Origin of the sequence: Aeromonas sp. FDAARGOS 1405, from assembly GCF_019048265.1 — a bacterium.
Lineage (GTDB): Bacteria > Pseudomonadota > Gammaproteobacteria > Enterobacterales > Aeromonadaceae > Aeromonas > Aeromonas veronii_A.
On sequence record NZ_CP077311.1, the window covers coordinates 3,168,362 to 3,193,650 of the forward strand.

At 60.6% G+C, this 25,289-nt stretch carries 20 protein-coding genes; 4 read left to right on the forward strand and 16 right to left on the reverse strand.

The annotated features are described in order from the left end of the window. Positions 1-11 precede the first annotated feature (11 nt). From nuoF to I6L35_RS14800, 16 genes are all read right to left on the reverse strand, one after another. Positions 12-1,397 (reverse strand): NADH-quinone oxidoreductase subunit NuoF, encoded by a 1,386-nt coding sequence (gene nuoF / locus I6L35_RS14725; protein ID WP_216978573.1) that lies wholly within the window; start codon positions 1,395-1,397, stop codon positions 12-14. Then, positions 1,394-1,936, reverse strand: a complete 543-nt coding sequence (gene nuoE, locus I6L35_RS14730) for an NADH-quinone oxidoreductase subunit NuoE (RefSeq protein WP_005337236.1) — start codon at positions 1,934-1,936, stop codon at positions 1,394-1,396. Before nuoE ends, nuoF begins: the two co-directional genes overlap by 4 nt. Before the next feature lie 80 nt (positions 1,937-2,016). Beyond that, positions 2,017-3,822 carry an NADH-quinone oxidoreductase subunit C/D gene (gene nuoC, locus I6L35_RS14735; RefSeq protein WP_216978574.1) on the reverse strand — a complete coding sequence of 602 codons (1,806 nt, stop codon included), beginning with the start codon at positions 3,820-3,822 and terminating at the stop codon, positions 2,017-2,019. A gap of 2 nt (positions 3,823-3,824) precedes the next feature. After that, the gene (locus I6L35_RS14740) at positions 3,825-4,499 is read right to left on the reverse strand and encodes an NADH-quinone oxidoreductase subunit B family protein (protein ID WP_005344917.1); all 675 of its coding nucleotides are present in this window, start codon (positions 4,497-4,499) and stop codon (positions 3,825-3,827) included. Between the two features lie 29 nt (positions 4,500-4,528). Then, the gene (locus tag I6L35_RS14745; RefSeq protein WP_005344919.1) at positions 4,529-4,933 is read right to left on the reverse strand and encodes an NADH-quinone oxidoreductase subunit A; all 405 of its coding nucleotides are present in this window, start codon (positions 4,931-4,933) and stop codon (positions 4,529-4,531) included. A gap of 100 nt (positions 4,934-5,033) precedes the next feature. Next, entirely contained in the window at positions 5,034-5,270 is a 237-nt protein-coding gene (locus tag I6L35_RS14750; RefSeq protein ID WP_139401886.1) for a hypothetical protein, read from the reverse strand. 41 nt (positions 5,271-5,311) lie between these two features. Continuing rightward, a complete protein-coding gene (locus I6L35_RS14755; protein WP_216978575.1) occupies positions 5,312-5,881 on the reverse strand; it encodes a DUF1566 domain-containing protein in 570 nt (189 codons plus the stop codon). A gap of 13 nt (positions 5,882-5,894) precedes the next feature. After that, positions 5,895-7,334, reverse strand: a complete 1,440-nt coding sequence (locus tag I6L35_RS14760; RefSeq protein ID WP_216978576.1) for a DUF1566 domain-containing protein — start codon at positions 7,332-7,334, stop codon at positions 5,895-5,897. Between the two features lie 59 nt (positions 7,335-7,393). Further along, positions 7,394-9,841, reverse strand: coding sequence for a proprotein convertase P-domain-containing protein (locus I6L35_RS14765; protein ID WP_216978577.1), 2,448 nt, complete (start codon positions 9,839-9,841; stop codon positions 7,394-7,396). After that, on the reverse strand, positions 9,838-11,844 hold the full coding sequence (locus tag I6L35_RS14770) for a prolyl oligopeptidase family serine peptidase (protein WP_216978578.1): 2,007 nt from the start codon (positions 11,842-11,844) through the stop codon (positions 9,838-9,840). The genes I6L35_RS14765 and I6L35_RS14770 overlap by 4 nt, the downstream gene beginning before the upstream one ends. After that, on the reverse strand, positions 11,844-13,982 hold the full coding sequence (locus tag I6L35_RS14775; RefSeq protein WP_216978579.1) for a TonB-dependent hemoglobin/transferrin/lactoferrin family receptor: 2,139 nt from the start codon (positions 13,980-13,982) through the stop codon (positions 11,844-11,846). Before I6L35_RS14775 ends, I6L35_RS14770 begins: the two co-directional genes overlap by 1 nt. 162 nt (positions 13,983-14,144) lie before the next feature. Next, entirely contained in the window at positions 14,145-15,023 is an 879-nt protein-coding gene (locus I6L35_RS14780) for a flagellar motor protein MotB (RefSeq protein WP_216978580.1), read from the reverse strand. Then, positions 14,998-15,756: a flagellar motor protein gene (locus I6L35_RS14785; RefSeq protein WP_216978581.1), complete on the reverse strand. Its 759-nt coding sequence runs from the start codon at positions 15,754-15,756 to the stop codon at positions 14,998-15,000. The genes I6L35_RS14780 and I6L35_RS14785 overlap by 26 nt, the downstream gene beginning before the upstream one ends. Positions 15,757-16,120: 364 nt before the next feature. After that, on the reverse strand, positions 16,121-17,443 hold the full coding sequence (locus I6L35_RS14790; RefSeq protein WP_005344933.1) for a Na+/H+ antiporter family protein: 1,323 nt from the start codon (positions 17,441-17,443) through the stop codon (positions 16,121-16,123). 262 nt (positions 17,444-17,705) lie between these two features. Next, positions 17,706-18,383 (reverse strand): ribonuclease T, encoded by a 678-nt coding sequence (rnt, locus tag I6L35_RS14795; RefSeq protein WP_005344934.1) that lies wholly within the window; start codon positions 18,381-18,383, stop codon positions 17,706-17,708. 99 nt (positions 18,384-18,482) lie between these two features. After that, the gene (locus I6L35_RS14800) at positions 18,483-19,226 is read right to left on the reverse strand and encodes a phosphatase PAP2 family protein (protein WP_216978582.1); all 744 of its coding nucleotides are present in this window, start codon (positions 19,224-19,226) and stop codon (positions 18,483-18,485) included. Positions 19,227-19,472: 246 nt separating this feature from the next. Here I6L35_RS14800 and I6L35_RS14805 point away from each other — a divergent pair, with 246 nt between their 5' ends. The 4 genes from I6L35_RS14805 (at position 19,473) to truA (ending at position 25,266) form a co-directional block, all read left to right on the forward strand. Beyond that, complete coding sequence (locus I6L35_RS14805) at positions 19,473-20,594, forward strand: 4-phosphoerythronate dehydrogenase (RefSeq protein ID WP_216978583.1); 1,122 nt, start codon at positions 19,473-19,475, stop codon at positions 20,592-20,594. A 193-nt stretch (positions 20,595-20,787) separates the two neighbouring features. Next, entirely contained in the window at positions 20,788-21,804 is a 1,017-nt protein-coding gene (locus tag I6L35_RS14810; RefSeq protein ID WP_216978584.1) for an aspartate-semialdehyde dehydrogenase, read from the forward strand. A gap of 271 nt (positions 21,805-22,075) precedes the next feature. After that, positions 22,076-24,268, forward strand: coding sequence for a FimV/HubP family polar landmark protein (locus I6L35_RS14815; RefSeq protein WP_216978585.1), 2,193 nt, complete (start codon positions 22,076-22,078; stop codon positions 24,266-24,268). 188 nt (positions 24,269-24,456) lie between these two features. Next, positions 24,457-25,266, forward strand: a complete 810-nt coding sequence (truA, locus tag I6L35_RS14820) for a tRNA pseudouridine(38-40) synthase TruA (protein WP_216978586.1) — start codon at positions 24,457-24,459, stop codon at positions 25,264-25,266. The last annotated feature ends 23 nt before the right edge of the window (positions 25,267-25,289 follow it).

Sequence of the window (25,289 nt, forward strand, 5' to 3'; positions counted from 1 at the left end):
CTGTGGTGTCGTTACCAGCGCTCGCCCAGCAGATTGGGCTGGATCCCTTTGACCGGCTTGCGGTTATCACCGCTGCCTTTGATCCCGGCCTCGAATTCGGAGCGGAAATATTTGATGGCGCTGGCCAGCGGCTCGACGGCGCCCGGTGCGTGGGCGCAGAAGGTCTTGCCCGGGCCAAGGAAACCGCAGAGTTGTTCCAGAGTCGCCAGATCGCCGGATTGCCCTTCGCCACGTTCCAGTGCCCGTAGCAGCTTGACGCTCCAGGGCAGGCCATCGCGGCAGGGAGTACACCAGCCACATGACTCGCGGGCGAAGAACTCCTCCATGTTGCGCAGCAGGGAGACCATGCTGATGGAGTCATCCACCGCCATGGCGAGGCCGGTCCCCATCCGGGTGCCGACCTTGCCGATACCGGCGGTATACATCTGGGCATCGAGGTGCTCCGGCAGCAGGAAGCCGGTGCCTGCGCCGCCCGGTTGCCAGGCTTTCAGGCGATAGCCGCTCTTCATGCCGCCGGCGTAATTTTCAAACAGCTCGTGGGCGGTGATGCCAAACGGCAGCTCCCAGACCCCGGGGTTGTTCACCTTGCCGGAGAAGCCCATCAGCTTGGTGCCGTGATCTTCCGAGCCCGGCAGCGCCAGCCCGTGATACCAGGCGACCCCGTTGCCGATAATGGCGGGCACGTTGCAGAGGGTCTCGACGTTGTTGACGCAGGTGGGTTTGCCCCAGACGCCGGAGACGGCGGGGAAGGGAGGTTTGGCGCGCGGGTTGGCACGACGCCCTTCCAGCGAATTGATCAACGCCGTCTCTTCACCACAGATGTAGCGGCCGGCGCCGGTGTGGACGAACAGCTCGAAGTCAAAACCGGATCCCAGAATGTTCTTGCCCAGTAGACCGGCGGCCTTGGCCTCTTCCACCGCACGGCGCAGGTTGATGGCAGCATCCACATACTCGCCGCGCAGGAAGATATAGCCGCGATAGGCCTTGAGCGCCCGGGCACTGATGATCATCCCCTCGATCAGCAGATGGGGCAGTTGCTCCATCAGCAGGCGATCTTTCCAGGTGTTGGGCTCCATCTCGTCGGCGTTGCAGAGCAGGTAACGGATGTTCATGCTCTCGTCTTTGGGCATCAGCCCCCACTTCACACCAGTGGGGAAGCCCGCACCGCCGCGCCCCTTGAGACCGGCATCCTTGACGGTGCTGACGATCTCGTCCGGGCTCATCTGGCCGAGCGCCTTGCGGGCGGCGTCATACCCCTGTTTGGCCTGATACTCCTCCAGCCACACCGGCTGGCCGTCGTCCCGCAGCCGCCAGGTGAGCGGGTGGGTCTCGGCGGTGCGGGCTGTGCGGTTGGCTGTGCCAAGAGAGGCGAGGATTTTGTTCTGCGGCAGGCTCATGGGTAAGCCTCCAGGGTTTTCAGCAAGGTCACCGGATCGAGGCCGCCATAGGTGTCGTCATCGATCATGATCGCTGGCCCCTTGTCGCAGTTGCCAAGGCAGCAGACCGGCAGCAGGGTGAAGCGGCCATCCGGGGTGGTTTGACCGGGGCCGAGGTTCATCACCTCCTTGAGACCGGCCAGCAGATCTTCATGGCCATTGATGTAGCAGACCATGCTGTCGCAGACGCGGATGATGTGGCGCCCTACTGGCTGGCGGAAGATCTGGCTATAGAAGGTGGCAACCCCCTCCACGTCGCTGGCGGGAATGCCGAGCTCGGCCGCGATGGCGTGAATGGCGCCGTCGGGTACCCAGCCTCTGGCCTGCTGCACGATCTTGAGCGCTTCGATGCTGGCGGCGCGGGGATCTTCGTAGTGGTGTTTCTCGTGTTCGATGGCATCGCGTTCAGCCTGGCTCAGAACGAAGTCGTCCTGTTTGCTGCTGCATGCCCCTTGCCCCTGTGGGGTCTGATTATTGTGACACTGACATTGCTGGCTCATGACTTGACCTTTGGTGGCTTGTCCTTTTACTGCTCGTCCGGCGATCCCGATTCCCGGCCATGGCCGGGAGGCGGGCTCACTTAACGGTCCACATCCGACATAACGAAATCGATACTGCCCAGATAGACGATGAGGTCCGACACCATGCTGCCTTTGATCACCGAGGGGATCTGCTGCAGGTGAGCAAAGCTCGGGGTGCGGATCCGGGTCCGGTAGCTCATGGTGGAGCCGTCGCTGGTCAGGTAATAACTGTTGATCCCCTTGGTCGCCTCAATCATCTGGAACGACTCGGCTGCGGGCATCACCGGGCCCCACGACACTTGCAGGAAGTGGTTGATCAGGGTCTCGATGTGTTGCAGGGTGCGCTCTTTGGGCGGCGGCGTGGTGAGGGGGTGATCCGCCTTGAAGGGACCCTCCGGCATGTTTTTCATGCACTGCTCGATGATCGACATGCTCTGGCGGATCTCCTCGATCCGCACGGTGGCTCTGTCGTAGGCATCGCCATTGCTGCCGACCGGCACTTCAAAGTCGAACTGGTCATAGCCCGAATAGGGACGCCACTTGCGCACGTCGAAGTTGAGTCCGGTGGCGCGCAATCCGGCCCCCGTGGTACCCCAGGACAACGCCTGCTCGGTGGTGTAGGCCGAGACGCCTATGGTTCGACCGCGCAGAATGCTGTTGCGCATCGCTGCTTTTTCGTAATCCATCAGACGCTTGGGCAGCCAGCTCAGCAGGTTGTCCTGTACCAGCCGTTGCCATCCCTTCGGCAAGTCGTGGGCCACACCGCCGATACGGAACCAGGCCGGGTGCATACGGGCTCCGGTGATCGCCTCGATGATGGTGTAGATCTTCTGCCGGTCGGTGAAGGTGAAGAAGACCGGGGTCATGGCCCCCACGTCCTGGATATAGGTACCGAGGAACAGCAGGTGGCTCTGGATGCGGAACAGCTCCGCCATCATCACCCGGATCATGTCGACCCGCTGCGGCACCTTGATGCCGGCCAGCTTCTCGACCGCCAGCACATAGGGGAGGTTGTTCATCACCCCTCCCAGATACTCGACCCGGTCGGTATAGGGGATGTAACTGTGCCAGGATTGGCGCTCGCCCATCTTCTCGGCACCACGATGGTGATAACCGATATCGGGCACGCAGTTGCGGATCTCCTCGCCATCGAGCTGCAACACCAACCGGAAGGCGCCGTGAGCCGAGGGGTGGTTGGGGCCGAGGTTGAGGAACATGTAGTCCTCATTCTCGTTGCCGCGGGCCAGCCCCCACTCTTCCGGTTTGAACAGCAGGTTCTCCTGCTCCATGTCCTGTTTGGCGGCATCGAGCATGAATGGATCGAATTCGGTGGCGCGCGCCGGGTAATCCTTGCGCAGCGGGTGACCCTGCCAGCTCTTGGGCATCATGATGCGGGTCAGATGGGGGTGGCCATCGAAGGTGATGCCCATCAAATCCCACACTTCCCGCTCGTACCAGTTGGCATTGGGGAAGTGGTTGGTGATGGTGGGCAGATGCAGGTCACTTTCGGCCAGCGCCACTTTCAACATCACATCGGCGTTACGGTCGATGGAGATGAGGTGATAGAAGACGGTGAAATCGCTCTGGGGCAGACCGTCGCGATGGCTGCGCAGCCGCTCATCGGTGGCGCTGAGATCAAACAGCATCACAAACGGGGAGGGCACCTTGCGCAAGAAGCCCATCACATCCTGCAGCAGTTTGCGGGGAAGCCAGACCACCGGCACGCCGGTGCGCGTGGTCTGCACGGTGAAGTGCTCGGCCCCGAAGTGGGCAAACAGTTCGCCAATGACTTTGGCATCCTTGTGGTCGCTGGGCTGCCACTGGGCCATGGCGTAATTGCTGGGAAAATCACGAGTCAGTTTCATGGTCAGATCTCATCCGGCGTGCGCAGGTTGGTCACATTGATCCGTTCGCCGCGCTTGCGCTCTTTTTCGGCCTGCATCTGGGGACGGTAGATCCCCTGATCGCCCACCACCCAGGAGAGGGGGCGGCGTTCTTTGCCGATGGAGTCCTGCAGCAGCATCAGGGCTTGCAAAAAGGCTTCTGGACGGGGCGGGCAACCCGGAATGTAGACGTCGACCGGCAGGAACTTGTCCACCCCCTGCACCACGGAATAGATGTCATACATGCCGCCTGAGTTGGCACAGGCCCCCATGGAGATCACCCACTTGGGTTCGAGCAACTGTTCATACAGGCGCTGGATGACTGGCGCCATCTTGATGAAGGGAGTCCCTGCAATCACCATGAAATCGGCCTGACGGGGCGAAGCGCGGATAACTTCGGCGCCGAAGCGGGCCACATCGTGGGGGGAGGTGAAGGCGGTACACATCTCCACGTAGCAGCAGGAGATGCCGAAGTTGTAAGGCCAGAGGGAGTTTTTGCGGCCCCAGTTGACTGTGTCTTGCAGCACCTCCTCGAGGCGGCCCATCATGATGCCGCGCGTCGCTTCTTGCGCCAGTGGGTCATCGACGGTCTGGCGCTGCTCCTGGGGGTAGCGCTCAACGGGTGCATCCGGGTCAATCCGGGTCAGGGTGTACTTCATGGTGCAACCTCAAGGAAAGGGTCTGTGGTTCAATCACTGTTTTTGTTGTTCAGCTGCGGTTTGCGCGGTGACCAGTCCAGTGCGCCGATGCGCCAGAGGTAGATCAGGCCGATAAGCAGCAGTCCGATGAAAATGGTGGCTTCAATAAAGCCGACCCAGCCGCTCTCCCGCACGGAGACAGACCAGGCAAACAGGTAGAGCGCCTCGACGTCGAAGATGACGAAGAACATGGCGACCAGATAGAACTTGGCGGAAAAACGCAGGCGGGCACTGCCGACCGAGTCGACACCAGATTCAAATGGCTTGTTCTTGGTGCGGCCGTAGGCACGCCCCCCCAGCAGGGCGGCGAGGCCTATCATCACCAGACAGATGGTGATGGCACCGATGACATAAATGGCAAAAGCCCAATGTTGAGCAGAAATATCAGCAAACATAGAGGTTTTTCCTAACCAAATTAATCAAGTGACTTAACAATAATGTTACGCATTATGACACTTTCGCACTGATTTACATGTCATTTTTACGGGTTAATTATTAATCGGTTAACCGGTAATTAAATTTTGTTAAGAAGCGCACTTTTTTGTTGGTTATGGCGGGCGAGAAAGGCCTGTAAAGCGCAGAGAGCTGCTCCTCGTCATCACCTGAAAGGGGTAAATGCCGCGGGCGAAGCCGGATCAGGTCGGTATCGCGGGCAGGGGGCACTGGCGGGAGAAGAGCGTGATGGCGGGTGAGATAGGGGGTGGCAAGAGCAATAAAAAGAGAGGCTTTCAAGCCTCTCCTGTCATCGCGTTCCGGTTTCGAGCGTGGGGCGGTCAGGGTTTATTGGCGACCAGCAAGACCTGATCCGGGTAGGCGCCAATGGAGCGAAGACCGATATCTCCCGAGGTGATATCCAGATACGCCCGCTGACCATTGGCGGAGGTTACCGTGCTGCTCATCAGATAGACATAGCCCTCATTGACCTCTTTACCGTCCCCCGCCATGGCGCGCGGGAAAATGGCTTCATTGAGAGAGGGCTTGTAGCAGGCGTGCTCGACCAGGGTCGCCAGCTCCTTGATGTCGGGCAGGCGCCACTGGCTGATACCGCCGAAGTGATAGAGAGCATGGCTGCTGTCACTGCGGATCCGCTCCGCCACTTGCAGCCCCTGCTGCCAGTAGTAAACGGTCGGTTCCCCCAGGCAACTGCTGCCACTCCATGTCTGCCCCAGTTTGCAGCGCATCCAGGTGAGGCCGGTGTGTTGATCCGTGACGGTGCCGTTGCCATGGTCAAGAAAACGGGCAGAGGGGGCGGTGCGATCCATGGTGTCATCACAAATGGCAGCACCGTGGGCCAGGGGGGCCAGCAGTGCCAGCATGGCGAACGAAAAGCGATAAAGGCTCATGATATTCCTCGGATTATTGGGGAGTGGCGACCAGTCGTACCTGCATCAGCTCGATATAGGTATCTTGCTGCACCAGCGCGGGATAGGTGGTGCCCGCATCTTCTCCCAGGAGCAGGACTGTGCGTTTGCTGATGGGGCCACCGGAAAAGCGCTGAGCTGTGTTGCTGGTGGCGCTCCAGTAGTAGCCATGGTAGGTGTCATCTTCCGAGGGGGCGATATCCGGGAAGTAACGGGTATCCACGATGATACGCTGACCCAGCGGGTCCTTGGCCAGGCTACCGTAGTGCATCAGTGACATCAGTTCACCCATGGTGGGCAGCCGCCACTGGCTGATGCCGCAGCGCTGCTCGCCATTGAGCCACTGCTGATACGCGCGGGTGGTCAGCATGGTGGTCAGCGCCTGTGCTCGGGCGAGGGCCGCCAGATCTCCTTCGGCGGTGAGTTGTTCGATCCTCTTATGAATATGCTGGTAGGCCGCTTGCTGCTCGCCTGCGGTCGCCTTGAACTGCTCATCCTCATAGGCAAAGGGTCTGCTTTTCCAGTCAGGACTCAAGGGATCGTCCGATTTGACCTCCCACACCAGACCGGTATTGAGATCCTTGACGCACTGCCAGCTCGGCGCGTTGTCGGGGAGCACCTGACCGCGATCATCAAGTTTGCGATAGGCAAGCTGGGGACGAGTGCGATTCCAGCTGGCATCTTGTCCCGGATAGTCGGCGGGTTCCTGTTCCAGCAGCGGGTCGTTGCCATCGCTAAAGGTGGTGACGCCGGTGACGGTCAGCAGGTTGCGTGGCTGCTGCTGCACCAGCAGGGCCAGCAGCTCTCTTTGGGTCTCTTCAGCAAACTGGCCGTTGCGCTGCCACTCCTGAGCCAATTGCGCCAGCATCAGGCTGATGGCGCGATAGCTGGTGGTGAGCAACTGGGTCTCCTTGGCGGTGGCAAGGCGTGTGCGGGCCTGTTGCTGCAAGCTGATCGCCACCTGCTGTAGCGCCTGATCAAACTGGCCGAGACCTGCGAGGGCCGCGCGGTCGCTGCCCGGTTGCAGCGGGGCGAGATCGGCCAGCAGCTGCGTCAGTGCGCGATCGGCGGCCACCCCTTCGGCAATGCGGCTCTGCCATAGGGTGCTGAGCAGGGTCGGTTGTAGCCGTTGTGGATCCCCTTTGGCGGCCGGATGTGCCAGTAGCAGGCCTCCGCTCCTCGGTACGAAAAGCAGGGGCGAGTTGACGATGTTGGCCGAACGGCTGACCAGGGCCACAACTCCTTCGCCGCTGACGGCAGGGTCGGCAGGATCACATTGCCAGTTCTGATCCAGATCGGCGCACAGGGTACCGGCGGTTGGCAGGGCGACATCGACCCGGTAGTCCGGGATGGCCAGTGGTGCGTTATCTTCCCCACCGCCACAGGCGCTGAGCAGGGCTGAGAGGGTTGCAATAACCAGTACGGATGGTTTCACTTCACATTCCTTGATTCGGTCACAGGTTCACGGGGGCGGTAACCCCCGTGGTGCAGGATTCAGCGGCGCGGGGTGCTCCGGCGCCAGAGGCGGGGCCAGAGGGCCAGCAACAGCAGCAGGGGGGAAGCCGTGCCGCCACCCCCTTCATCCTGCTCAAGGGGAATGATGCCGGTGTTGGGCAGGGCTTCATCCTTGTAGCAGCGGGCGCCGACTTGCTGGGCGACCCGCCAGTTGCGCAACTGACCGGTGTCACCGGCGATGGTGTCGTTGATCTCCAGCAGCCAGCGGCCAGCGAGCGGTTCGCCGTGCAGCTTGTCTAGCGATTCGAACGGTACCAGTTCACGGGGAAACTCCCCCTTAAGCCGGGTATGACTGGCGTAGCCCTTGTTCCACAGGCTGATCCGGGTGCCGTAAGGGGAGGTGAGCCAGATCTCCAGCTGCTCCAGCTTGCTGTGCTCCAGATCGAGGGCAACCACGAATCTGCTGTCGATGCGGGCCTTGCTCTCGGGCAGGGTGAGAGTGAAGCGGGACAGGCCGTGCCGCTCATCGCTCACCGCATCCTTGATCTGGCCACCCTGACCGATGGCCCGCTGCCAGAGCGGTTCACCGATCGGCAGTTGCAGGTCAAGGCGGGTCTGGCGCTCGGTGGGGCTGGGCAGGGTGAGCTGGAACTGCAGCGGCAAGGTGACTGCCTCGCCACAGGTCAGGTTGCTCGCCGCTTCCAGCGGCAGGGTCCAGCGGGCGCTGCCATCGGCGTTGAGCTCTCCCTGCCAGTGACCGTCACCCATGAGCCCCTTGCTCGGGAGCAGGCTGGCGTCAGCCACGGTCAGGGGGCGGCCGCTCTGGTTGGTCAATTCGATGGCGAGGCTCTTTTTCTCCCCGGGCAACAGGTAGCTGTCATCGGCAAGGCGGGCCGCGATGGGCGTGGGCAGCAGGGCGTGGTGGCGGAAGGCCTGCTCCAGCAGCTTGCCATAACTGCGATCCGGATAGAGGCGGTTGGCGGTATCCACGGTGACCCGCGCCAGCTGGGGCATCCGCACCTGCGGGCCGAGGCCGAAGTGGGATTCAATCAGCAGGGTATCGAACTCGTCACGGGCTACCTCGCCATACTGTTCAACGGCCTGGCGCAGCGCGGTGAAGAGCGGAGTGCCCCACAGCTGGTCGCCGTTGCTGCCGTTGATGGTGAGGTGAGCCGGATAGAGGAAGCCCGGATGATAGCGCGCCCGCAGATCGTCGAGCTGACGGGGCGTCCGGCCGCTGATCCTGGCATCCCAGTTGAAGACCATGAAAGGCTCGAACTGGCGAGCCTCTGGACTACGCTGGCGCCAGCTGGCGGCCAGATAGTCGCTAAAGCCCTCGCCGATGGCGCCCCAGTCCCCCTCTTCTCCCATGTCGGGCAGGATATGGTGCTGCACCGCATGGCCAAACTCGTGCCAGATCACCATGGGATCTTCCGCATCGGGTACCCCGATCCGGCCAATTTCCAACCGGCGCAGGAAGGGGTCATAGAGAGAGTTGTCCTGCTCCCCGGCATCGGTATCGATGGCCAGGGGGCCGCCCATCAGCGTCGGGTAGCCAAGGGATTCCACATGGCGCTGGGCCAGATCCAGATGGTAGTAGCCATTGATATCGAGGAAGGCGGGCTGCTGGTGATCCAGCTGGAAGCCATCGGCATCAGGGCTGCTAAAGGGGGCAGTTTCTGGCGCCGTACCATCCACAACCCGGGCGCGAGGGCCACTCAGCTGGTAGGTGTCATCCACCTTTTGTACCGTGAGCGGCACGGTGCGATAGGCCCGGTTGTCCAGCACCAGATCGTGGCGCCACAGCAGGTTGCCATCTTGCAGCTGGGTGCGTGGGTCGAGGGCAAAGATACGGGCCTGCACCGTAGCTGCTTCCCCTGCCAGCGGGATCGCTTCGGCACGGGTGTTGGCCTCTTGCAGCGTGCGCCCCAGCAGGGCGCTGCCATCGCAGGTGACAAACAGTTGCCAGTAGCTGCTCTTGCTGTTGCCCGGCTGGCTTTCCACCGCCAGCAGACGCCAGGCCGCAGTCAGTGTGTCGCCATCCTGCCAGTACCAGGGCTGGGCTTCGTCACTGCCAGCGAATTGCCACACCGCATTATCCAGCGTGGCGGTATAGGCATCCACCCCGGCGCGGCTTGCTTCATCACATGGAGCCGCCTGTGCCTGCATCAGCCGGGTATTGTGATAAAGGCGCCACGGGCGACCCTGCTCATCGAGACTGACGGCGGCCATCAGGCCGGCGATCGGTGCGCCATTGAGCTGCTGGCGATAATGCAGATAGTGGCCCAGCTTGCCTTGGCGCTGATAGGCCGGGGCATCACTCAGGGTGACGCCGAGCTGCTGTTCGAGCCAGAGGCGGGTATCGGCCGGGGCGTCCTGTTCGACAAAACGCAGTTCGGCGGCCTGAGTGGAAAAGCCAGCCAGCCCCAGCAAGAGGACGGGCAACAGGGGTTTCATAGTGGTACTCCCAATCAGCGGCAGGGTCATTGATTGATCCCCGCCAGATGCAACAAGAAGGCAAATTCACGAGCCCGATCGCCACCACCGGCGCGGTGGCCTCCCTCCAGTTCGGTCAGCAGCAGGTAGGGGCCGGAACCCGTGCTGTGCTCCCGCAGGCGGGTCAGCCACTTGACCGGCTCCCAGTAGGGCACCTGGCTGTCGTGCAGGGCGGTAGTGACCAGCAGGGGCGGGTAGGGTGCGCGGTGCAGGTTGTCGTAGGGGCTGATGCGGCGCATCGCCTGATACTCTGCGGGCTTGGCCGGGTTGCCCCACTCCTGGTACTCCTGACGGGTCAAGGGGAGGGCGGGATCACTCATGGTGCCAAGCATATCGACGAAGGGAACCTGCAACACGGCGCCGCTAAAGAGTGTCGGTTGCTGGTTGAGGGCCGCAGCAACCAGTGTGCCCCCCGCGCTGCCCCCCATGGCAAACAGGGGCAGGGGAGCGGCGTCGGGCGACCAGTGGCGCAGGGCGTGACCGGCTGCGATAAAGTCGCTAATGCCGTTCTGCTTGTGGATGCCCCGTCCGTCGCGGGTCCACTGCTCCCCCAGCATGCCGCCGCCGCGCACATGGGCGATGGCGTAGACAAAGCCCCGATCCAGCAGGCTTAACAGCTCTTTCTGGTAGTAGGGGCGCATCGGCGTGCCATAGGCGCCATAGCCGTAGAGCAGTACGGCGCGAGGGGCCAGATCTTTGCGCCACACCAGCGAGACAGGCACCCGGGTGCCATCGGTAGAGGTGATCCAGCGCCGCTCGCTCTGATAGGGCAATGCTTTATTGCCTGCGGTGTGCTGGTCGTTGATCCACTGGCCGCTGTTTAAATCCAGCCAGCGCTGGCCGGGGGGCTGGCTCAAGCCCTGACTGCGCACCAGAATGCGGTCGCTGGCCGGGTCATGTTCTCCTTGCAGCCAGCCGGTACCGGCGCCACTGGCCAGCGGCAGGCGCTGGCGTTCATGGCCGTTGCGATCGAGCAGGGCGAGCCAATCCTCCCCCTGCTGGCGAAACTGCACCACCAGATGGCGATCAAACAGTCGCCACTTCTCGGGATCGCCGAGATCCTCCCCTTTGGCGGGCCACAGGCGCTGCCACTCACCGAGCGGCGTGCTGGCTGAGTAGAGGGCAAACGCCCCCTCCCGGTTGCTCTTGATCACCCAGCCGGATTGATTGTCCAGATAGTATTCCACCCCGCGCTGGCGGGGTTTGACCTGCTGCGGCTTGCCCGAGTCGAGCAGGTACTGCTCCGAGCTGTCGTGGTTGTTGCCCTGCAACACCAGATGCTGGCCATCCGTGGTGCGATAGAGGCTGAGCAGCCAGGCGGGATCCTGCTCCTCATAGAGAGTCTGCTCCTGGCCATCCTGCCAGCCGCGCAACTGCCAGGGGCGCAGGGTGTAACGCTCGTTGGCGATGGTGTAGAGGGTGCGACCATCTTGTGACCAAGCTAGATCAGCGCTGCGCTGTGCCAAACTGGCCAGCGCCTTGCCGCTTTGGAGATCGAGCAGGGTGACCTGATAGTCGAGAGCGCCGCGCCTGTCTTCGGCGATGGCCAGGGTGCGGTTATCCGGGCTCAGTGCCCAGCCGCCCGCTTCGTAATAGCCCTCACCCGCTCTGGCGGGAAGCCGTTGCTGCACCTTGCCACCGTGGCGTTGCCAGAGTGAGCCATCCGGGCGCAGCTGCCATGCCTGATCGCCGCGCACAAGCCAGTTGTCTGGCACGGGTTCACCCGCCGGATGACGGGCAAACTCGGCGCGCAAGGTTGCTTCCAGCGGCTGCTGCGCGGCGAGCTGCTGCTCGCTCCAGCGATTTTGCTGCTTGAGCAGGGCGAGAATGGCCGGGTTGCTGCGGCTCTCGTCCCGCAACCAGAAGTAGGGATCCTGGCGTACGGGATTGCCTGAAATCAGGTGCGATTGGAACGGGATCGGCGGTGGCAGGGCCTCTTGCGCCCACGCCAACGGGGCGGCCAACAGGGCCGCCATGATTGCATGATGCTTCATCACATCCCCACGAAACGGTAACTGAGGCTGGCTGACAGGTAGCGGCCGCTCTGGCTGTAGAGGGAGGTGTCGCTGCCAGCCGGGAGTCCGGCCACATCCTGATAGCGGACGTAGCGGGTATCGAGCAGGTTGCCGATGGTGGCATTGACCTTGAGCGCCTCGGTGATCTGCCAGTCGCCGGTGAGGTCCAGGCTGAACCAGCCGGCGCTGCTCTGGCAGGCACCGTTGTAGCCAGTCTGCGCATTGGCGCACTGGGGCACCTTGGTCATGGCGGCGGCATAGTTGCCACTGAGCTCAACCCCCCAGTCGAGCTGTTGCCAGCGCAGGGTGGTGTTGCCTTCCAGCGGTGTCTGGGTGCGCAGCGGCTCACCGCGGTGATCCTTGCCATCCATCCAGGCCAGATTGGTCGAAAGCTCCCACTTGTCGCTCAGCCAGAGGCTGGCGGCCAGCTCGGCGCCCCAGGTTTCTGCTTTGGCAACGTTGCGATATTGGCGCAGGAAGACACCGTCATCGAGGCGAAAACCGGTCTGGCGCCAGTCGATGAAGTTGTAGTAGCGGTTGTAGAAAACGGCCGGTTTGACGCTCCAGTTGTCGCTTTGGCCATTCACTCCCCACTCCAGACTGTGGCTGGTCTCCTCCTTGAGGTTGGGGTTGGCAATGATCTCGAATGGCGGCATGGCAAAGTAGTGGGGAATGTTGCCGTAAACCTGATCGTAAGCGGGGGCGCGGAAGCCGTTGGCATAGCTGAGCCAGCTGCGCCATGTCTCGTTGAAGCGGTAACTGGCCGCGACACTGGGGGAGATGTGGTCGCTGTGGTTCTCGGCCAGATTGCTGTCCGGTGCGCGCAGGCGCTGGCGGTCAAAGCGCAGGGTCGGGGTAAACTGCCAGTTGCCCAGATCGATCACATCGCTCAGCCAGATGCCATCGCGGCGGGTCTCGGCCTTGCTGAAGGGGGCTTTCTGTCCTTGGGTGGTGATGCCATCTTCCAGGGTCAGATTGCTGACCGGTCGCTCGTGGTTGGCCTGCTCCACTTCCACACCGTAGCTGAAGGTGTGATCCAGCGAGCCGGTGCTCAGCTTGCTCTGCAGCTCCAGCTCACTGCCAAGGCGCAGCTCCTCGAATGTGGAGAGGGTGCGCTGGCTGCGATATCTGGGATAGCCGCTCAGGGCATCGTTGCGCAGCAGCTGGCGCTGGTTGGCTTCGTTGCGTGACTGGTTGCCAAACAGGCTCCAGTTGAGGGTATCGATCATGCCCAGATCGTTGGCTTCCCAACTGAACTTGCCGCCCTGGGTGCGCTGATCGCCATCTTCCTGAAAACCGACCACGTCCCAGCTGCCATCGGGTTGGGGCACCGCTTTGGGCCCCATCTGGCGTTTGGCGTGATCCTCGTAGTAGTCCAGCTCCAGCCGCAGAGCGTGATGGGCATTGAGGGGGAGGCGGCTGCTGGTGGAGGCACTCATGCCATCCAAATCAGCCGGAATGCGGTTCTCCTCAAAGTTGGCGGTTTCGTTGCCACGCCAGCCGGAGAGGCGCAACAGATGTTCGCTCTCCAGTGCCCGCACCGCGCTGGTCATGCTGAGCTTCTTCTTGTTGCTGTCGCCACCGTAGAGGGTTTTGGCCGCCAGATAGCTATCTTGCTGTTGCAGATAATCTTCCGGCTGCTTGGTATTCATCACCACGGTGCCGCCGATGGCATCGGAGCCATGCAGGGAGGAGCCGGCCCCCTTGGCCACCTCAATCTGCTTGATGTCATCAAGGTCGAAGTTGAAGCGACCCACCTTGTCATTGATGTTGTCGGCGCCAAAGCCGTCGCTGACGCGCACCCCATCCTTGATCAGCAGGATACGGTTGCCACCGATGCCGCGCACGCTGATGTTTTGCGGTCGCCCGGCAGAGCCGGTGACCGAGACACCGGGGATCTTGCGAAACACATGAGTCAGCTCGCTGGCGACCTGACGGTCCAGCTCTTCCTGAGTGATGACGGTGATGGAGCCGGAAACATCGGAGAGTTTCTGTTGTACCCGTTGCCCGGTGACAATGATGGTGTCGTCGCTGCGAGCCTTCTCCACAGGGGGAAGATCGGCCGCGCCAGCGGAGGCACACAGGAGTGCCGGCCATGCCTGAAGTAGTTTGTTCATAATGATAATTGTTTTTATTTAAGCCTGGGGGGCGGCATTATTGCAGAGGCCTGACCACTTGACAATAAATGGCAATCATTATCATTAAGGTCTTATGGTGTTGATATTATTGAGTTATTTGTTTTTAGAGAGAGGCTCCCGCGCGAGGCGGGAGCGGGGGGATCAGGGCTTGAGCAGTTGCAGCGACTCTTCTGCGGCCTTGCCTTGGGAGAGGGTGATATCGACCCGGCGATTCGCCTGGCGATGTTCGGGGGTGTCATTAGCAAAGCGGGGTTGAGTGTCGGCAACCCCCTGAGCGATGACTCGTCTGGCATCCAGCTGGGGGTTGGTCAGCATGGTTTGCACGATGGAAGAGGCCCGCAGCACCGAGAGCTCCCAGTTATTGCGATAAAGCTCCACCGGCGCCTGGGAGTTGTCGGTATGGCCGGTGACCACTACCTGACCCGGGATATTGGCCAGAATGCCGGCGATCTTGTTGACCAGCGGGATGAACTGGGGCTGCAGGAACGCCGAATCGGCGGGGAACAGCGCTTTCTCGCCGATACGGATCACCAGCTGACTGCCAAGCTGCTCGACCTCCAGATCCTTCGATTCGATCTGGGCCTTGAGCTGTTGCTCAAGCTTCTGCTTGGTCACCTGCACCCACTCCTGCTCCTTGGTCTTATGGGGCCAGGATTCGGTGGCGCTCGGCTTTTCCGAGGAACCTATGGTCTCGTTGAAGGGATCCGATGCCGCCATGGGGGCATCTTTCTCCAGCACAGTCTCTTCTTTCGGGCTGCTTGGCGTGGTCTTCGATTCCGGTTCAAGAATCCCTGTGCCCCCCTGCATCAAGGGTGAGCCGGCAGGCGGGGAGATGAGGCCGATTTTACCCAGCGACTCGATAAAGCCCTGGATAAGCACCCGGGTTTCGGACTGCTTGGCCATGGCAAAGGAGTAGAGCACCACAAACAGGGCGAACAGCAATGTCATGAAGTCGGCATAGGAGACCAGCCAGCGTTCGTGGTTCTCCGGCGCTTCAGCCTTTTTCTTTTTCGCCACCATGGCCTCCCAGATAAGGTTCGAGGGTCACTTGCAGGCGTGCTTGGGACTCGCCATCCACGATGCAGAGAATGCCGGTCAGAGTCATCTCCTTGTAGTGGCGGATCTGGTGGGCAAACCCCTTGTAGCGGTTGCCGAACGGCAAGAAGATCAGGTTGGCGGCGGATACCCCGTAGATGGTGGCGATAAAGGCCACCGCGATGGCGCCACCCAGCTTGTCGGGGGCATCCAGCAGACCCATGGCGTGGATCAGGCCAAATACCGCGCCGACGATCCCCATGGTCGGGCAGTAGCCTCCCATGGCTTCATAGAATTTGACCGTCTGTTCGAGATCTTCCTGTTCAAATTCGATCTCGTTCTCCAGCACCTCGTGGATTTTGTTCTTCTCGTAGCCATCGACCATCATCTGCACCCCTTTCTTCAGGAAGGGATCCTTGATCTCCTCGATCATCCCTTCCAGCGCCAGCATGCCGCTGCGGCGAGCATTGCCTGCCAGGGTCTCCAGCAACTGGGCCTGTTCATGCATGTCGAGTTTGAGGGGAGAGAGCAGCCATTTGAAACGCTTCATGGTGCTACCGACGACAGAGAAGGGGAACTGGGTCAGCGCAGCGCCTATGGTGCCGCCGATCACGATGAGGAATGCGGGCAGATCGAGCAGTGCACTGGGGTGACCACCCTCGATCATGTTGCCGCCAAGGATGGCGATCAACGCCAGCACCAAGCCAATCAAGCTCATTTTTTACACGTCCCTGTATGTTGATAATGGCTAGTGTAGCTAGTTAAGTATCAGTTTTTCAAAATGATATCCAATCGCTGAGCAATTAATCGGCGTGGTATGTGGCTGCGGGTGTCGCGCACAAAGCGGGGAGAGGCAAACGTTGTTATGGCATCAGTGGCGAGAGACTGACTAAGAGCGAAACAGTCTGCGGCTACTATAGTGCGCAATCATCCAGAGCCGGGAATCCATGAAGCACAATAAAGAGCTTCTCCTCTCGGGACCATATCCTGGTGATTAGGTGACGTCATCATCAAGAAGGCGACCATCAGGTCGCCTTCTTGTTTCGTATTTTGCAGTATATGGCTCGATGTCAGAGGGGCGATCAGAGCACCATGGCTGCAATCCAGCCGAAGATCACCAGCGGGATGTTGTAGTGAATAAAGGTGGGCACCACGCTGTCCCAGATATGGTCGTGCTGGCCATCGGCGTTGAGGCCGGATGTCGGGCCCAGGGTAGAGTCGGAGGCCGGTGACCCCGCATCCCCCAGCGCGCCAGCGGTACCGACCAGCGCGATGATCGCCATCGGTGAGAAGCCGAGCTGCAGACAGAGCGGCACATAGATGGTGGCGATGATGGGCACGGTGGAGAAGGAGGAGCCGATCCCCATGGTGATGAGCAGGCCCACCAGCAGCATCAGGAAGGCGGCGATCCCCTTGTGCTGGCCGATGCCGGAGGCGACCACCTGTACCAGAGAGTCGACCCCGTGGGTTGCCTTCATCACCGCGGCAAAACCGGCGGCGGAGATCATGATGAAGCCGATCAGCGACATCATGCGCACCCCCTGGGTGAAAGCATCCTGGCTTTCGCGAAACTTGATGACGCCGCCGCAGGTGAAGATGACAAAACCGGCCAGCGCACCCAGTACGATGCTGTTGGTCATCAACTGCAGCCCCAGTGCTACACCAATGGCCAGCAGGGCCACCCAGATATGAGTGAGGTTGAGCTCGACCGCTTCGGGCTCGGCATCCAGGATCTTGGCCAGATCGTACTGGCGCGGTTTGCGATAGCTGATGAATACCGCAATCAGCAGGCCCAGTACCATACCGGCAACCGGAATGGCCATCGCCAGCGGGATCTGGCTGGTGGTGATGGGCACGCCGTTATCGATCAGGTTCTTGGCCAGAATGTTGTTCAGGAAGATGCCGCCAAAGCCGACCGGCAGCACCATATAGGTGGCGGTCAGGCCAAAGGTGATGACACAGGCCACCTGACGACGGTCGATCTGCATCTGCGCCATTACATGCAGCAGCGGCGGGATCAGAATGGGAATAAAGGCGATATGAACCGGGATCAGGTTCTGGGACGAGATGGCCACGGCCAGCACGGAAGAGAGCAGCAGGGTTTTAACCCACATGATGCGGGTCGAGCTGGCATCCTTGCCCAACTGGCTGATCACCTTGCGGGCCAGCAGGTCGGTGATCCCGGAGCGGGAGATGGCAACCGCAAAGGCGCCCAGCATGGCGTAGGAGAGAGCAATCTCGGCGCCACCGCCCAGGCCACCGCTGAAGGTGGTGAGGGTATCGGTCAACGATAGCCCGCCCACCAGGCCGCCAGCAATGGCCCCCAGCGCCAGCGAGACCACCACATTGATCCGCAGCAGACTGAGCACCAGCATCAGCCCGACTGCGATAACAACAGGATTCATTTGATTTCCTTATAGTTTGTTATTGCTGTCTGTCATATGAAGGGGGGTTAGTTTGCGAAAAATGTGACAAATGTCGAGTAAAAAATCGGTCAAGCCGGCCATATCACTGCTGCTTGTGGCGCCGGGTTGATCAACATGAGGCTTTCCGACCTGTTTGTCTCCATAGATCGCATACATAACGGTTGATAGTGATTATCGGTGCGCTGTGCGTTCAAACCCGTTTCGCAAAAAGCGAAGGCTGCCAGTGGCAGCCTTCATTTGTTTATGTCTGCACGTCGTCATCGGCAGGGGTATCCGGTGTGTCGTCATCCGGATACGCTGGCGGCCAGCCCCCCATGCTCTTCCAGCGGTTGACGATATGACAGAACAACTCGGTGGTGCGCTCGGTGTCATAGAGGGCAGAGTGCGCCTCTTTATTGTCAAACGGGATGCGGGCGCTCTGGCACGCTTTGGCCAGCACGGTCTGACCCAGCGCAAGCCCGGATAGGGCGGCGGTGTCGAAGGTGGCAAACGGGTGGAACGGATTGCGCTTGAGGCCTGCTCGTTCGGCGGCGGCCATCACGAAGCCGTGATCGAAGGTGGCGTTGTGGGCCACTATGATGGCGCGGCCGCAATCCTGTTCCTTCATCCCCTTGCGGATCCCCTTGAAGATCTCGGTCAATGCCTCTTTTTCCGAGACTGCGCCACGCAACGGGTTGTAGGGGTCTATGCCGGTGAACTCCAGCGCGGCCTTTTCCAGATTGGCCCCTTCGAAGGGCTCGACATGAAAGTGGAACACCTGGTCGGGAACGAGCCAGCCCTGCTCATCCATTTTCAGGGTGTAAGCCGCGATTTCGAGCAAAGCATCGGTCTTGGCGTTGAACCCGGCTGTTTCAACATCGATGACGACGGGGTAAAAACCACGGAAACGGCCCTTGAGGGTATGAACTGCGTCGGTCATGGGATCTCGGTCGGGATAAAATGAGGCGGCATTATCGCAAAAAAGCGTTGGCTTGTCCTCCCATCCCACGCAGGAAGCCTGTGCAAGATGGCGCTGGATTCAATATCTGTGCAGCCACCAGCGGGCGGCGATCAGCGCCGTGACAGTGCCAAGCAGGGCGCTGGCCAGCACATCCACCGGCCAGTGCATCCCCATTACCATGCGCGACAGACCAACCCCCAGGGCCCACAGTGGCAGTAGCCAGACGCCCGTGGGGGCGCGGGCCAGCCAGATGAGGCCAAAGAATTGGGCCAGGCTGATGGCGGCGATACTGTGGCCAGAGGGGAAGGCGTAATTCACCTCCTTTTGCCAGTGGTGGCCGAGCCACTCTGGCAGGGCCAGCAACTGACTGGCCGCATGCACCTGCTCACTGCGTACATCGACGCTACTGGCGTAGAAGCTTTTAATGGCCGGGATCAGCCCCTGACTCTCCAGCCAGAGCAGGTAGGGTCTGGGCTCTTCGGTCAGGTGTTTGACCAGGCTCTTGATCACCCAGTCGCTGGCAAGCAGGGCCGCCAGTGCACACCCCAGCGCAATGAAGGAGGCCCACTCCAGTTTGAGTTTGTAGCGGGTCAGTAGCAGCAAGAGGGCGCCACTGACCCCGATCCCGGGAATATCGACCATGCGGGTCAGGGCGTATGACCACCATAACCAGCCTGAATGCAGGGAGTCGATCAGAAAAGGCTGCCAGGGCAGCGTAGTGAGCAACAGCAGCGGCAGGATCAATAGGGCGCTAAACCCGAGCACCTGACTGCGCGTGAGTGATGGGACTGGGGCTGAGAGCGATGATGAGTGTGGCGGCATGGCTAGTATGGGCTATCGCAAAATGAGGAGGCATTGTGCCATCGGGGCATGTACAGACCAAGCCGAGCCGAGGGTTTGTTACCTCTGCTTACACATTTGTAGCGAAATATTCTGTTTGAACAGTCGGATCGAGCCGTCACCGCGCAATGGATGCCGATTCTCTGCCGATTGCATCACAGGCTGAAATCTCGGGCGGCTTTGCGCTAGAATGGCGCCCCCGTGGCGGTTGTGACCAAAGAGAGCCCGATGAAGATAGTCGTTGATGAGAATATGCCCCATGCCGTTGAGCTGTTTGCCGAATTTGGCGAGGTAGTCGCCTTGCCCGGACGGCAGATGCAGGCTAGCGATCTGCTGGATGCTGATGTGCTGCTGGTGCGTTCGGTCACCCGCGTCAACGGCGATTTGCTGGCAACCAGCCCCAAACTCGGGTTTGTCGGCACCGCCACCATCGGCACCGACCATGTGGACAAGGCCCTGCTGGCAAGTCGCAATATTCCCTTCTTCAGCGCCCCCGGTTGCAACAAGTACTCGGTGGGGGATTATGTACTCTCGGCTCTGCTGGTACTGGCGGAGCGTTACGAGCTCGACCTCTCGGCGATGACGCTGGCGGTGATTGGCGCGGGCAATACCGGTGAGTGCGTGGCTGGCAAGGCCCAAGCGCTCGGCATGAAGGTGCTGCGCTGTGATCCGCCCAAGGCGCGGGATAATCCGGATGCGGGTTTTGTCGACTATCAGACCGCTCTTGACGCCGATATTGTCAGCTTTCACGTACCCATTACCCGTGAAGGGCCGGATGCCACCTACCATCTGCTGGATGCAGAACAGATAGCTGTCCGTCCTGCCGGGCAGATCCTGATCAACGCATCCCGCGGTGAGGTGTGGGATAACCGGGCCCTGCTGGCACGCCAGTTGAGCGATGCGCCGTTGCGACTGGTGATGGATGTGTGGGAGAACGAGCCCGAGCCACTGGCAGCGCTGGTGCCCCATACCGAGATTGCCACCCCTCATATCGCCGGTTACAGCCTGGAGGGGAAGGCGCGTGGCACCTGGATGCTCTATCAGGCGCTCTGCCAGCAGCTGGGGCGCGAGCCTCGTCAGGATTTGAGTCAGCTGTTGCCAGCTCCCGATGTGCAGGCAGTGGTGCCGGGCCGCATACCGGATCAGGCGCTGATCAAGCAGCTGGTGCATCTGGTCTATGACGTGCGCCGCGATGATGCCCGTTTTCGGGTACGACTCGGCCAGTCCGGCAGCTTTGACGAGCAGCGCAAACACTATCCCGAGCGCCGTGAACTGTCCTCCCTGCAGATTGAGGGGGCCTTTGCCTGTCAGGCGCTCGGCGCCTTGGGATTTGCGCTGTCACGCTCCTGAACAGGGGGCAAATTGTTGGAAGATAACGGGAAGAGGTGAGCCGTACTGGCCATACTGAAACCATTTTTTACTGAGTTGGCGCAGATCCTGCTGCGCCAACTCAGCTATATCAGGCAGCGTCATCTCGCAGCGCGAGAGTATGCCGACCATGGTGCCAGCCGGCGCCATTGCAGCATTATCAGAGGAGAACAGAATGAGCCAGCAGTTTAACGTAGCGGTATTGGGTGCCAGCGGCGCCGTGGGTCAGGCGATGATCGAGATCCTGGAAGAGCGCGAATTTCCGGTAGCGACCCTCTATCCGCTGGCTTCCAGCCGCAGTGCCGGTGATACCGTGCGTTTTGGCGGCAAGAACCTCGAGATCCTCGATGTGGAGGAGTTTGACTGGAGCCAGGTGCAGATCGCACTCTTCTCCGCCGGTGCCGAGGCATCTGCCAAGTGGGCACCGATTGCTGCCGAGCACGGCTGCATCGTTATCGACAATACCTCCTGCTTCCGCTATGACGAAGATATCCCGCTGGTGATCCCGGAAGTGAACCCGGATGCGCTGGCCGATTTTCGCAATCGCAACATCATCGCCAACCCTAATTGCTCCACTATCCAGATGTTGGTGGCCTTGAAGCCGCTGCATGACGAAGTGGGCATTGCCCGTATCAATGTTGCCACCTATCAATCCGTGTCCGGCTCGGGCAAAGAGGGGATCAGCGAGCTGGCGGGACAGACCGCTCATCTGCTCAACGGTCGTCCGGTAGAACCGACCCTCTATCCGCAGCAGATCGCCTTTAACCTGATCCCGCAGATCGACAACTTCACCGACAACGGCTACACCCGTGAAGAGATGAAGATGGTGTGGGAGACCCAGAAGATCCTCGGCGATGCCAGCATTGCCGTGAATCCGACTTGCGTGCGGGTGCCGGTCTTCTACGGCCACGCCGAGGCGGTACATGTCGAACTGCACCAGCCGCTCGATGCCGAACAGGTCAAGGACCTGCTGCGCAATGCACCGGGCGTGACCCTGTTTGATGACGAAGGGGACTATCCGACCCCGGTGCGTGATGCCACCGGCAAGGATGAGGTGCTGGTCGGTCGGGTGCGCCAGGATATTTCTCATCCGAGTGGTATCAATATGTGGATCGTGGCCGATAACGTTCGTAAGGGCGCGGCAACCAACAGTGTACAGATTGCCGAGCTGCTGGTTCGCGACTATCTGTAAGGCTGGAGAGATGTCACAGATGCGCAGCAGGGAGTGCTGCGCATCCGGCCTGTGATCAAACCGGGGTGTGACCCATGCCGCACTCCGTTACATCAAGATTCTGTTGCGATATCAACTGATTAAGTTTTTTCCTACACTCAGAGTCAAGTCGGGTGCTAAATGTGTCGGACTACTGGCTTGCGACGCGAGCCTGATTTATATTGAACCGACTGTTTTGGGGTAACTATCCAGATTTTTCAATGTGATAGGGCCGTCATACGAAGGAACGAATATGGGACATTCCCGCATAACATTGGCAACGCTTTTCGCATTGGGTCTGCTGGGCAACGTCCAGGCTGAAGATTCGGCGCGGGAGCCTTTTTTTGTCGAGCTAAAAGGCCCTGACGAGCCCGTACCTCCCGCCGTCAATACCCAACCGCTGGCGCAGCCGGTCGCCAGACCCGTTGCGCAACCGGTACGTGCAACCGCCCAGCCTGTGGTTCGTCAGGTCACGGCCAATGCCGGTAGTTATGGCCCTGTTCGTCCAACCGATACCCTCTGGAGTCTGGCGAGCAAATACCGCCCCTCCAGTAATGTCAGCGTCTACCAGACCATGGTAGCGATCTACGAGAAAAACCCCCGCAGTTTTGCCGATGGCAACATCAACCACATTCTGGTGGGGTCCCGCATTTTGCTGCCGACCGTGGCCGAAGCGAGCGTCATCACCGACGCTCAGGCGCGAGCCAGATTCCGCAGTGACAACGCCAGCTGGAAGGGGCTGAGTCCCAAGTATCTCGCCGAGAAGCAGGCCCATGGTGCCAAACCGGCGGCCAAGCCCGTGAAGGTTGAGACTGCCAAAGCCGAACCGGTGAAAACCGCGCCAGCTCCGTTGCCTGCGGCAAAAGCGGCCCCCATTCCTGCTCCTGTTGTAGCACCGCAACCGTCTGCTGAAACCAAAGATGTTGTCAAGGCGAGCGAGCCCGCGTCAAAAGAGGCGGTGGCCCCAGTCCCGGCGACGAGCGCCGCAGCAAACACCACACCGGCGCCTCTGCCTTCCGATCTTGAAAAACCGGTGGGCAAACCGGCCACCGAGATGGCGCTGGCACTGGAAGATGCCAACGCCCAGCTCGGTCAGGTGACCGAGATGAACCACAGGCTCAAACTGCGCCTGCAATCCCTGACCGAAGAGGTCGAGACCCTCAAGGCCCAGTTGCAGGATCAGACAGCACTGCAAAAAGAGCTAGCCGAGTTGAAGGCCAGACCTGTCCCCCCCGTGGTGGCAGAGCCTGAACCCAAGCAGCACTGGCTGATGGAGCTACTCTCCTCGCCGCTCAATCTCGCCATGATCATCTTGTTGCCGGTGCTGCTGGTATTGGCGCTGGTGACCCTGTGGCTGCGGGCTCGGGCTCGTCGCGAGCTGGAGGAGCAGGAGAAGAGCCTCTCCGAGTCCACCGCCATGATGATGGATCAGGAGCAGAGCGAGTTCGATGATCTGCTAAGCGTCGATTTGACTGATAACGAGCCGGTGCGCCCGATGCCGGATCTCAACACTCCTGATGGTTTTATGCCGGTCGAGCCCGATGCGTCAGCTAAAAAGCCGGATGTTGACTTGGTCTTCAGCGACGATGGCGAGATAGATCTGCAAGGTTTCGAGCCGGAGCGAATGGCTGCCCAGCCAACCAGCCGTGACCCTGATCTGGTTCCGGATCTCGATCTCTCGCTGGATGAGCCTGTCGCGTTGGCCAATGAACCCGACATGGATCTGGCCAGCGAGTTCAACCCCAAGTCCAGGGGGGCTGATGAGCTCATGAGTGAAGAGGAGCTGCAGGCAGCCCTGTTTGCCGAGCTTGATGCGGATCTTTCGGCTGATCTGGAACCGGAGTTGAGTGCAAGCAGCAAGAGTTCGGCTGCTGATGATCTGGCCAGTTTTGATCTGGGTGATTTTGAACACGAGGTGGATGAACCGGCTGCGGGCGAGGGCAACAATGCCATCGACTTGAGCGTGGATGGTTCGGCTGATGATATGTTGGCCGAGTTGGGGCTTGAGTCAACCAAAGGCAAGGAGACCGAGCTGGATCTGGAGTGGGATCCCAATGAACTGGCGCTCTCCGATTTTGAGGATGCCTTCACCGAAGTGGAGTCTCATCCGGCAGATGTGCAGCCGCGTGAGCAAGCGCAGGAGAGCGGCTACGTCGAGATCGACAAGCTGCTGGCCGATGCCGATGCCAGCACCACTGAGCAGGAGCCTTATCAGGGCTTCTCGCTGGATGTGGGGCTCGATGGCTTCCCCGAGGTGCTGCCGGAATCCACCGGGTTTGACGTGGATGCCGACGACGGTGGTGTGGGAGCCAAGCTGGATCTGGCCCGCGCCTACCTCGAGATTGATGACAAGGACAGCGCCCGCGAATTGCTGCAAGAGGCGGCAGCGCAGGGAACTGATCATCAGCGTGCCGAGGCTGAGAAACTGCTCAAACGGCTGGGGTGAGTCACCTTCCATAACGAGATAAGCATGACGAGGGCAGCCAGTGGGCTGCCCTCTTCTTTATGGTGATGTTTGATGGGGTTGAGGCCAGGCATGCCAGCCAATTGTGCGCTTTATGGGACTTTTCTAGCTGAGCGCGTATAATCCGCCCCGTTTCTTTCACTGCGTTTCACAACAAGACAAGTTTATCCATGCGAATTGCCCTAGGTATTGAATATGACGGCAGCCGGTATTTCGGCTGGCAGCGTCAGCGTGAAGTGATCAGCGTACAGGAGGAGTTGGAGAAGGCCATCAGCCGGATCGCCAACCACCCTGTTTCCATCCAGTGTGCCGGACGCACCGATGCCGGTGTCCATGCGACCGGCCAGGTGATCCACTTCGATACCGAGGCGAACCGTGCCGAAGGTGCCTGGACCCTGGGGCTCAACTCCAACCTGCCGCCTGATATCGCCGTGCGCTGGATCAAGGAGGTGGACGACACGTTCCACGCCCGCTTCAGTGCCACCGCTCGTCGCTACCGCTATGTCATCTACAACCACAACTTCCGTCCGGCGATCCTGGGCAGTGGCGTCAGTCATTATCACGAGACCATTGATGCCGAGTTGATGCACCAGGCGGGCCAGAGCCTGATCGGGGAGCATGACTTCAGCACTTTTCGCGCCGTCGCTTGCCAATCCAATACCCCGTGGCGCAATGTGACCCATCTGTGCGTCAGTCGTCAGGGGCCCTACATCGTGCTCGATATTCGTGCCAATGCCTTCCTGCACCACATGGTGCGCAATATCACCGGGTCCCTGCTGCTGGTGGGGCAGGGGCTCAAACCGGTGGAGTGGATTGCCGAGGTGCTGGCGGCCAAGGATCGCAATCTGGCCGGGCCGACCGCCAAGGCTGGTGGCCTCTATCTGGTCGACGTGGATTACCCGGCCGAGTTTGCTCTGCCGCAGTTGCCGCTCGGCCCGCTGTGGCTGCCGGACTCGGCACCGGGTACGACCAGTTTTTAGTAACTGCGCCCGAAAAATTGTGG

What these genes read in the sequence shown, in the direction of transcription:
- I6L35_RS14785 (WP_216978581.1), bottom strand. Translation starts at nt 15,756, where the DNA reads ATGAGCTTGATTGGCTTGGTGCTGGCGTTGATCGCCATCCTTGGCGGC.
- I6L35_RS14805 (WP_216978583.1), top strand. Translation starts at nt 19,473, where the DNA reads ATGAAGATAGTCGTTGATGAGAATATGCCCCATGCCGTTGAGCTGTTT.
- I6L35_RS14765 (WP_216978577.1), bottom strand. Translation starts at nt 9,841, where the DNA reads ATGACCCTGCCGCTGATTGGGAGTACCACTATGAAACCCCTGTTGCCC.
- I6L35_RS14775 (WP_216978579.1), bottom strand. Translation starts at nt 13,982, where the DNA reads ATGAACAAACTACTTCAGGCATGGCCGGCACTCCTGTGTGCCTCCGCT.
- rnt (WP_005344934.1), bottom strand. Translation starts at nt 18,383, where the DNA reads ATGACCGACGCAGTTCATACCCTCAAGGGCCGTTTCCGTGGTTTTTAC.
- nuoC (WP_216978574.1), bottom strand. Translation starts at nt 3,822, where the DNA reads ATGAAACTGACTCGTGATTTTCCCAGCAATTACGCCATGGCCCAGTGG.
- truA (WP_216978586.1), top strand. Translation starts at nt 24,457, where the DNA reads ATGCGAATTGCCCTAGGTATTGAATATGACGGCAGCCGGTATTTCGGC.
- I6L35_RS14810 (WP_216978584.1), top strand. Translation starts at nt 20,788, where the DNA reads ATGAGCCAGCAGTTTAACGTAGCGGTATTGGGTGCCAGCGGCGCCGTG.
- I6L35_RS14780 (WP_216978580.1), bottom strand. Translation starts at nt 15,023, where the DNA reads ATGGTGGCGAAAAAGAAAAAGGCTGAAGCGCCGGAGAACCACGAACGC.
- I6L35_RS14755 (WP_216978575.1), bottom strand. Translation starts at nt 5,881, where the DNA reads ATGAGCCTTTATCGCTTTTCGTTCGCCATGCTGGCACTGCTGGCCCCC.
- nuoF (WP_216978573.1), bottom strand. Translation starts at nt 1,397, where the DNA reads ATGAGCCTGCCGCAGAACAAAATCCTCGCCTCTCTTGGCACAGCCAAC.
- I6L35_RS14815 (WP_216978585.1), top strand. Translation starts at nt 22,076, where the DNA reads ATGGGACATTCCCGCATAACATTGGCAACGCTTTTCGCATTGGGTCTG.
- nuoE (WP_005337236.1), bottom strand. Translation starts at nt 1,936, where the DNA reads ATGAGCCAGCAATGTCAGTGTCACAATAATCAGACCCCACAGGGGCAA.
- I6L35_RS14740 (WP_005344917.1), bottom strand. Translation starts at nt 4,499, where the DNA reads ATGAAGTACACCCTGACCCGGATTGACCCGGATGCACCCGTTGAGCGC.
- I6L35_RS14800 (WP_216978582.1), bottom strand. Translation starts at nt 19,226, where the DNA reads ATGCCGCCACACTCATCATCGCTCTCAGCCCCAGTCCCATCACTCACG.
- I6L35_RS14790 (WP_005344933.1), bottom strand. Translation starts at nt 17,443, where the DNA reads ATGAATCCTGTTGTTATCGCAGTCGGGCTGATGCTGGTGCTCAGTCTG.
- I6L35_RS14745 (WP_005344919.1), bottom strand. Translation starts at nt 4,933, where the DNA reads ATGTTTGCTGATATTTCTGCTCAACATTGGGCTTTTGCCATTTATGTC.
- I6L35_RS14770 (WP_216978578.1), bottom strand. Translation starts at nt 11,844, where the DNA reads ATGAAGCATCATGCAATCATGGCGGCCCTGTTGGCCGCCCCGTTGGCG.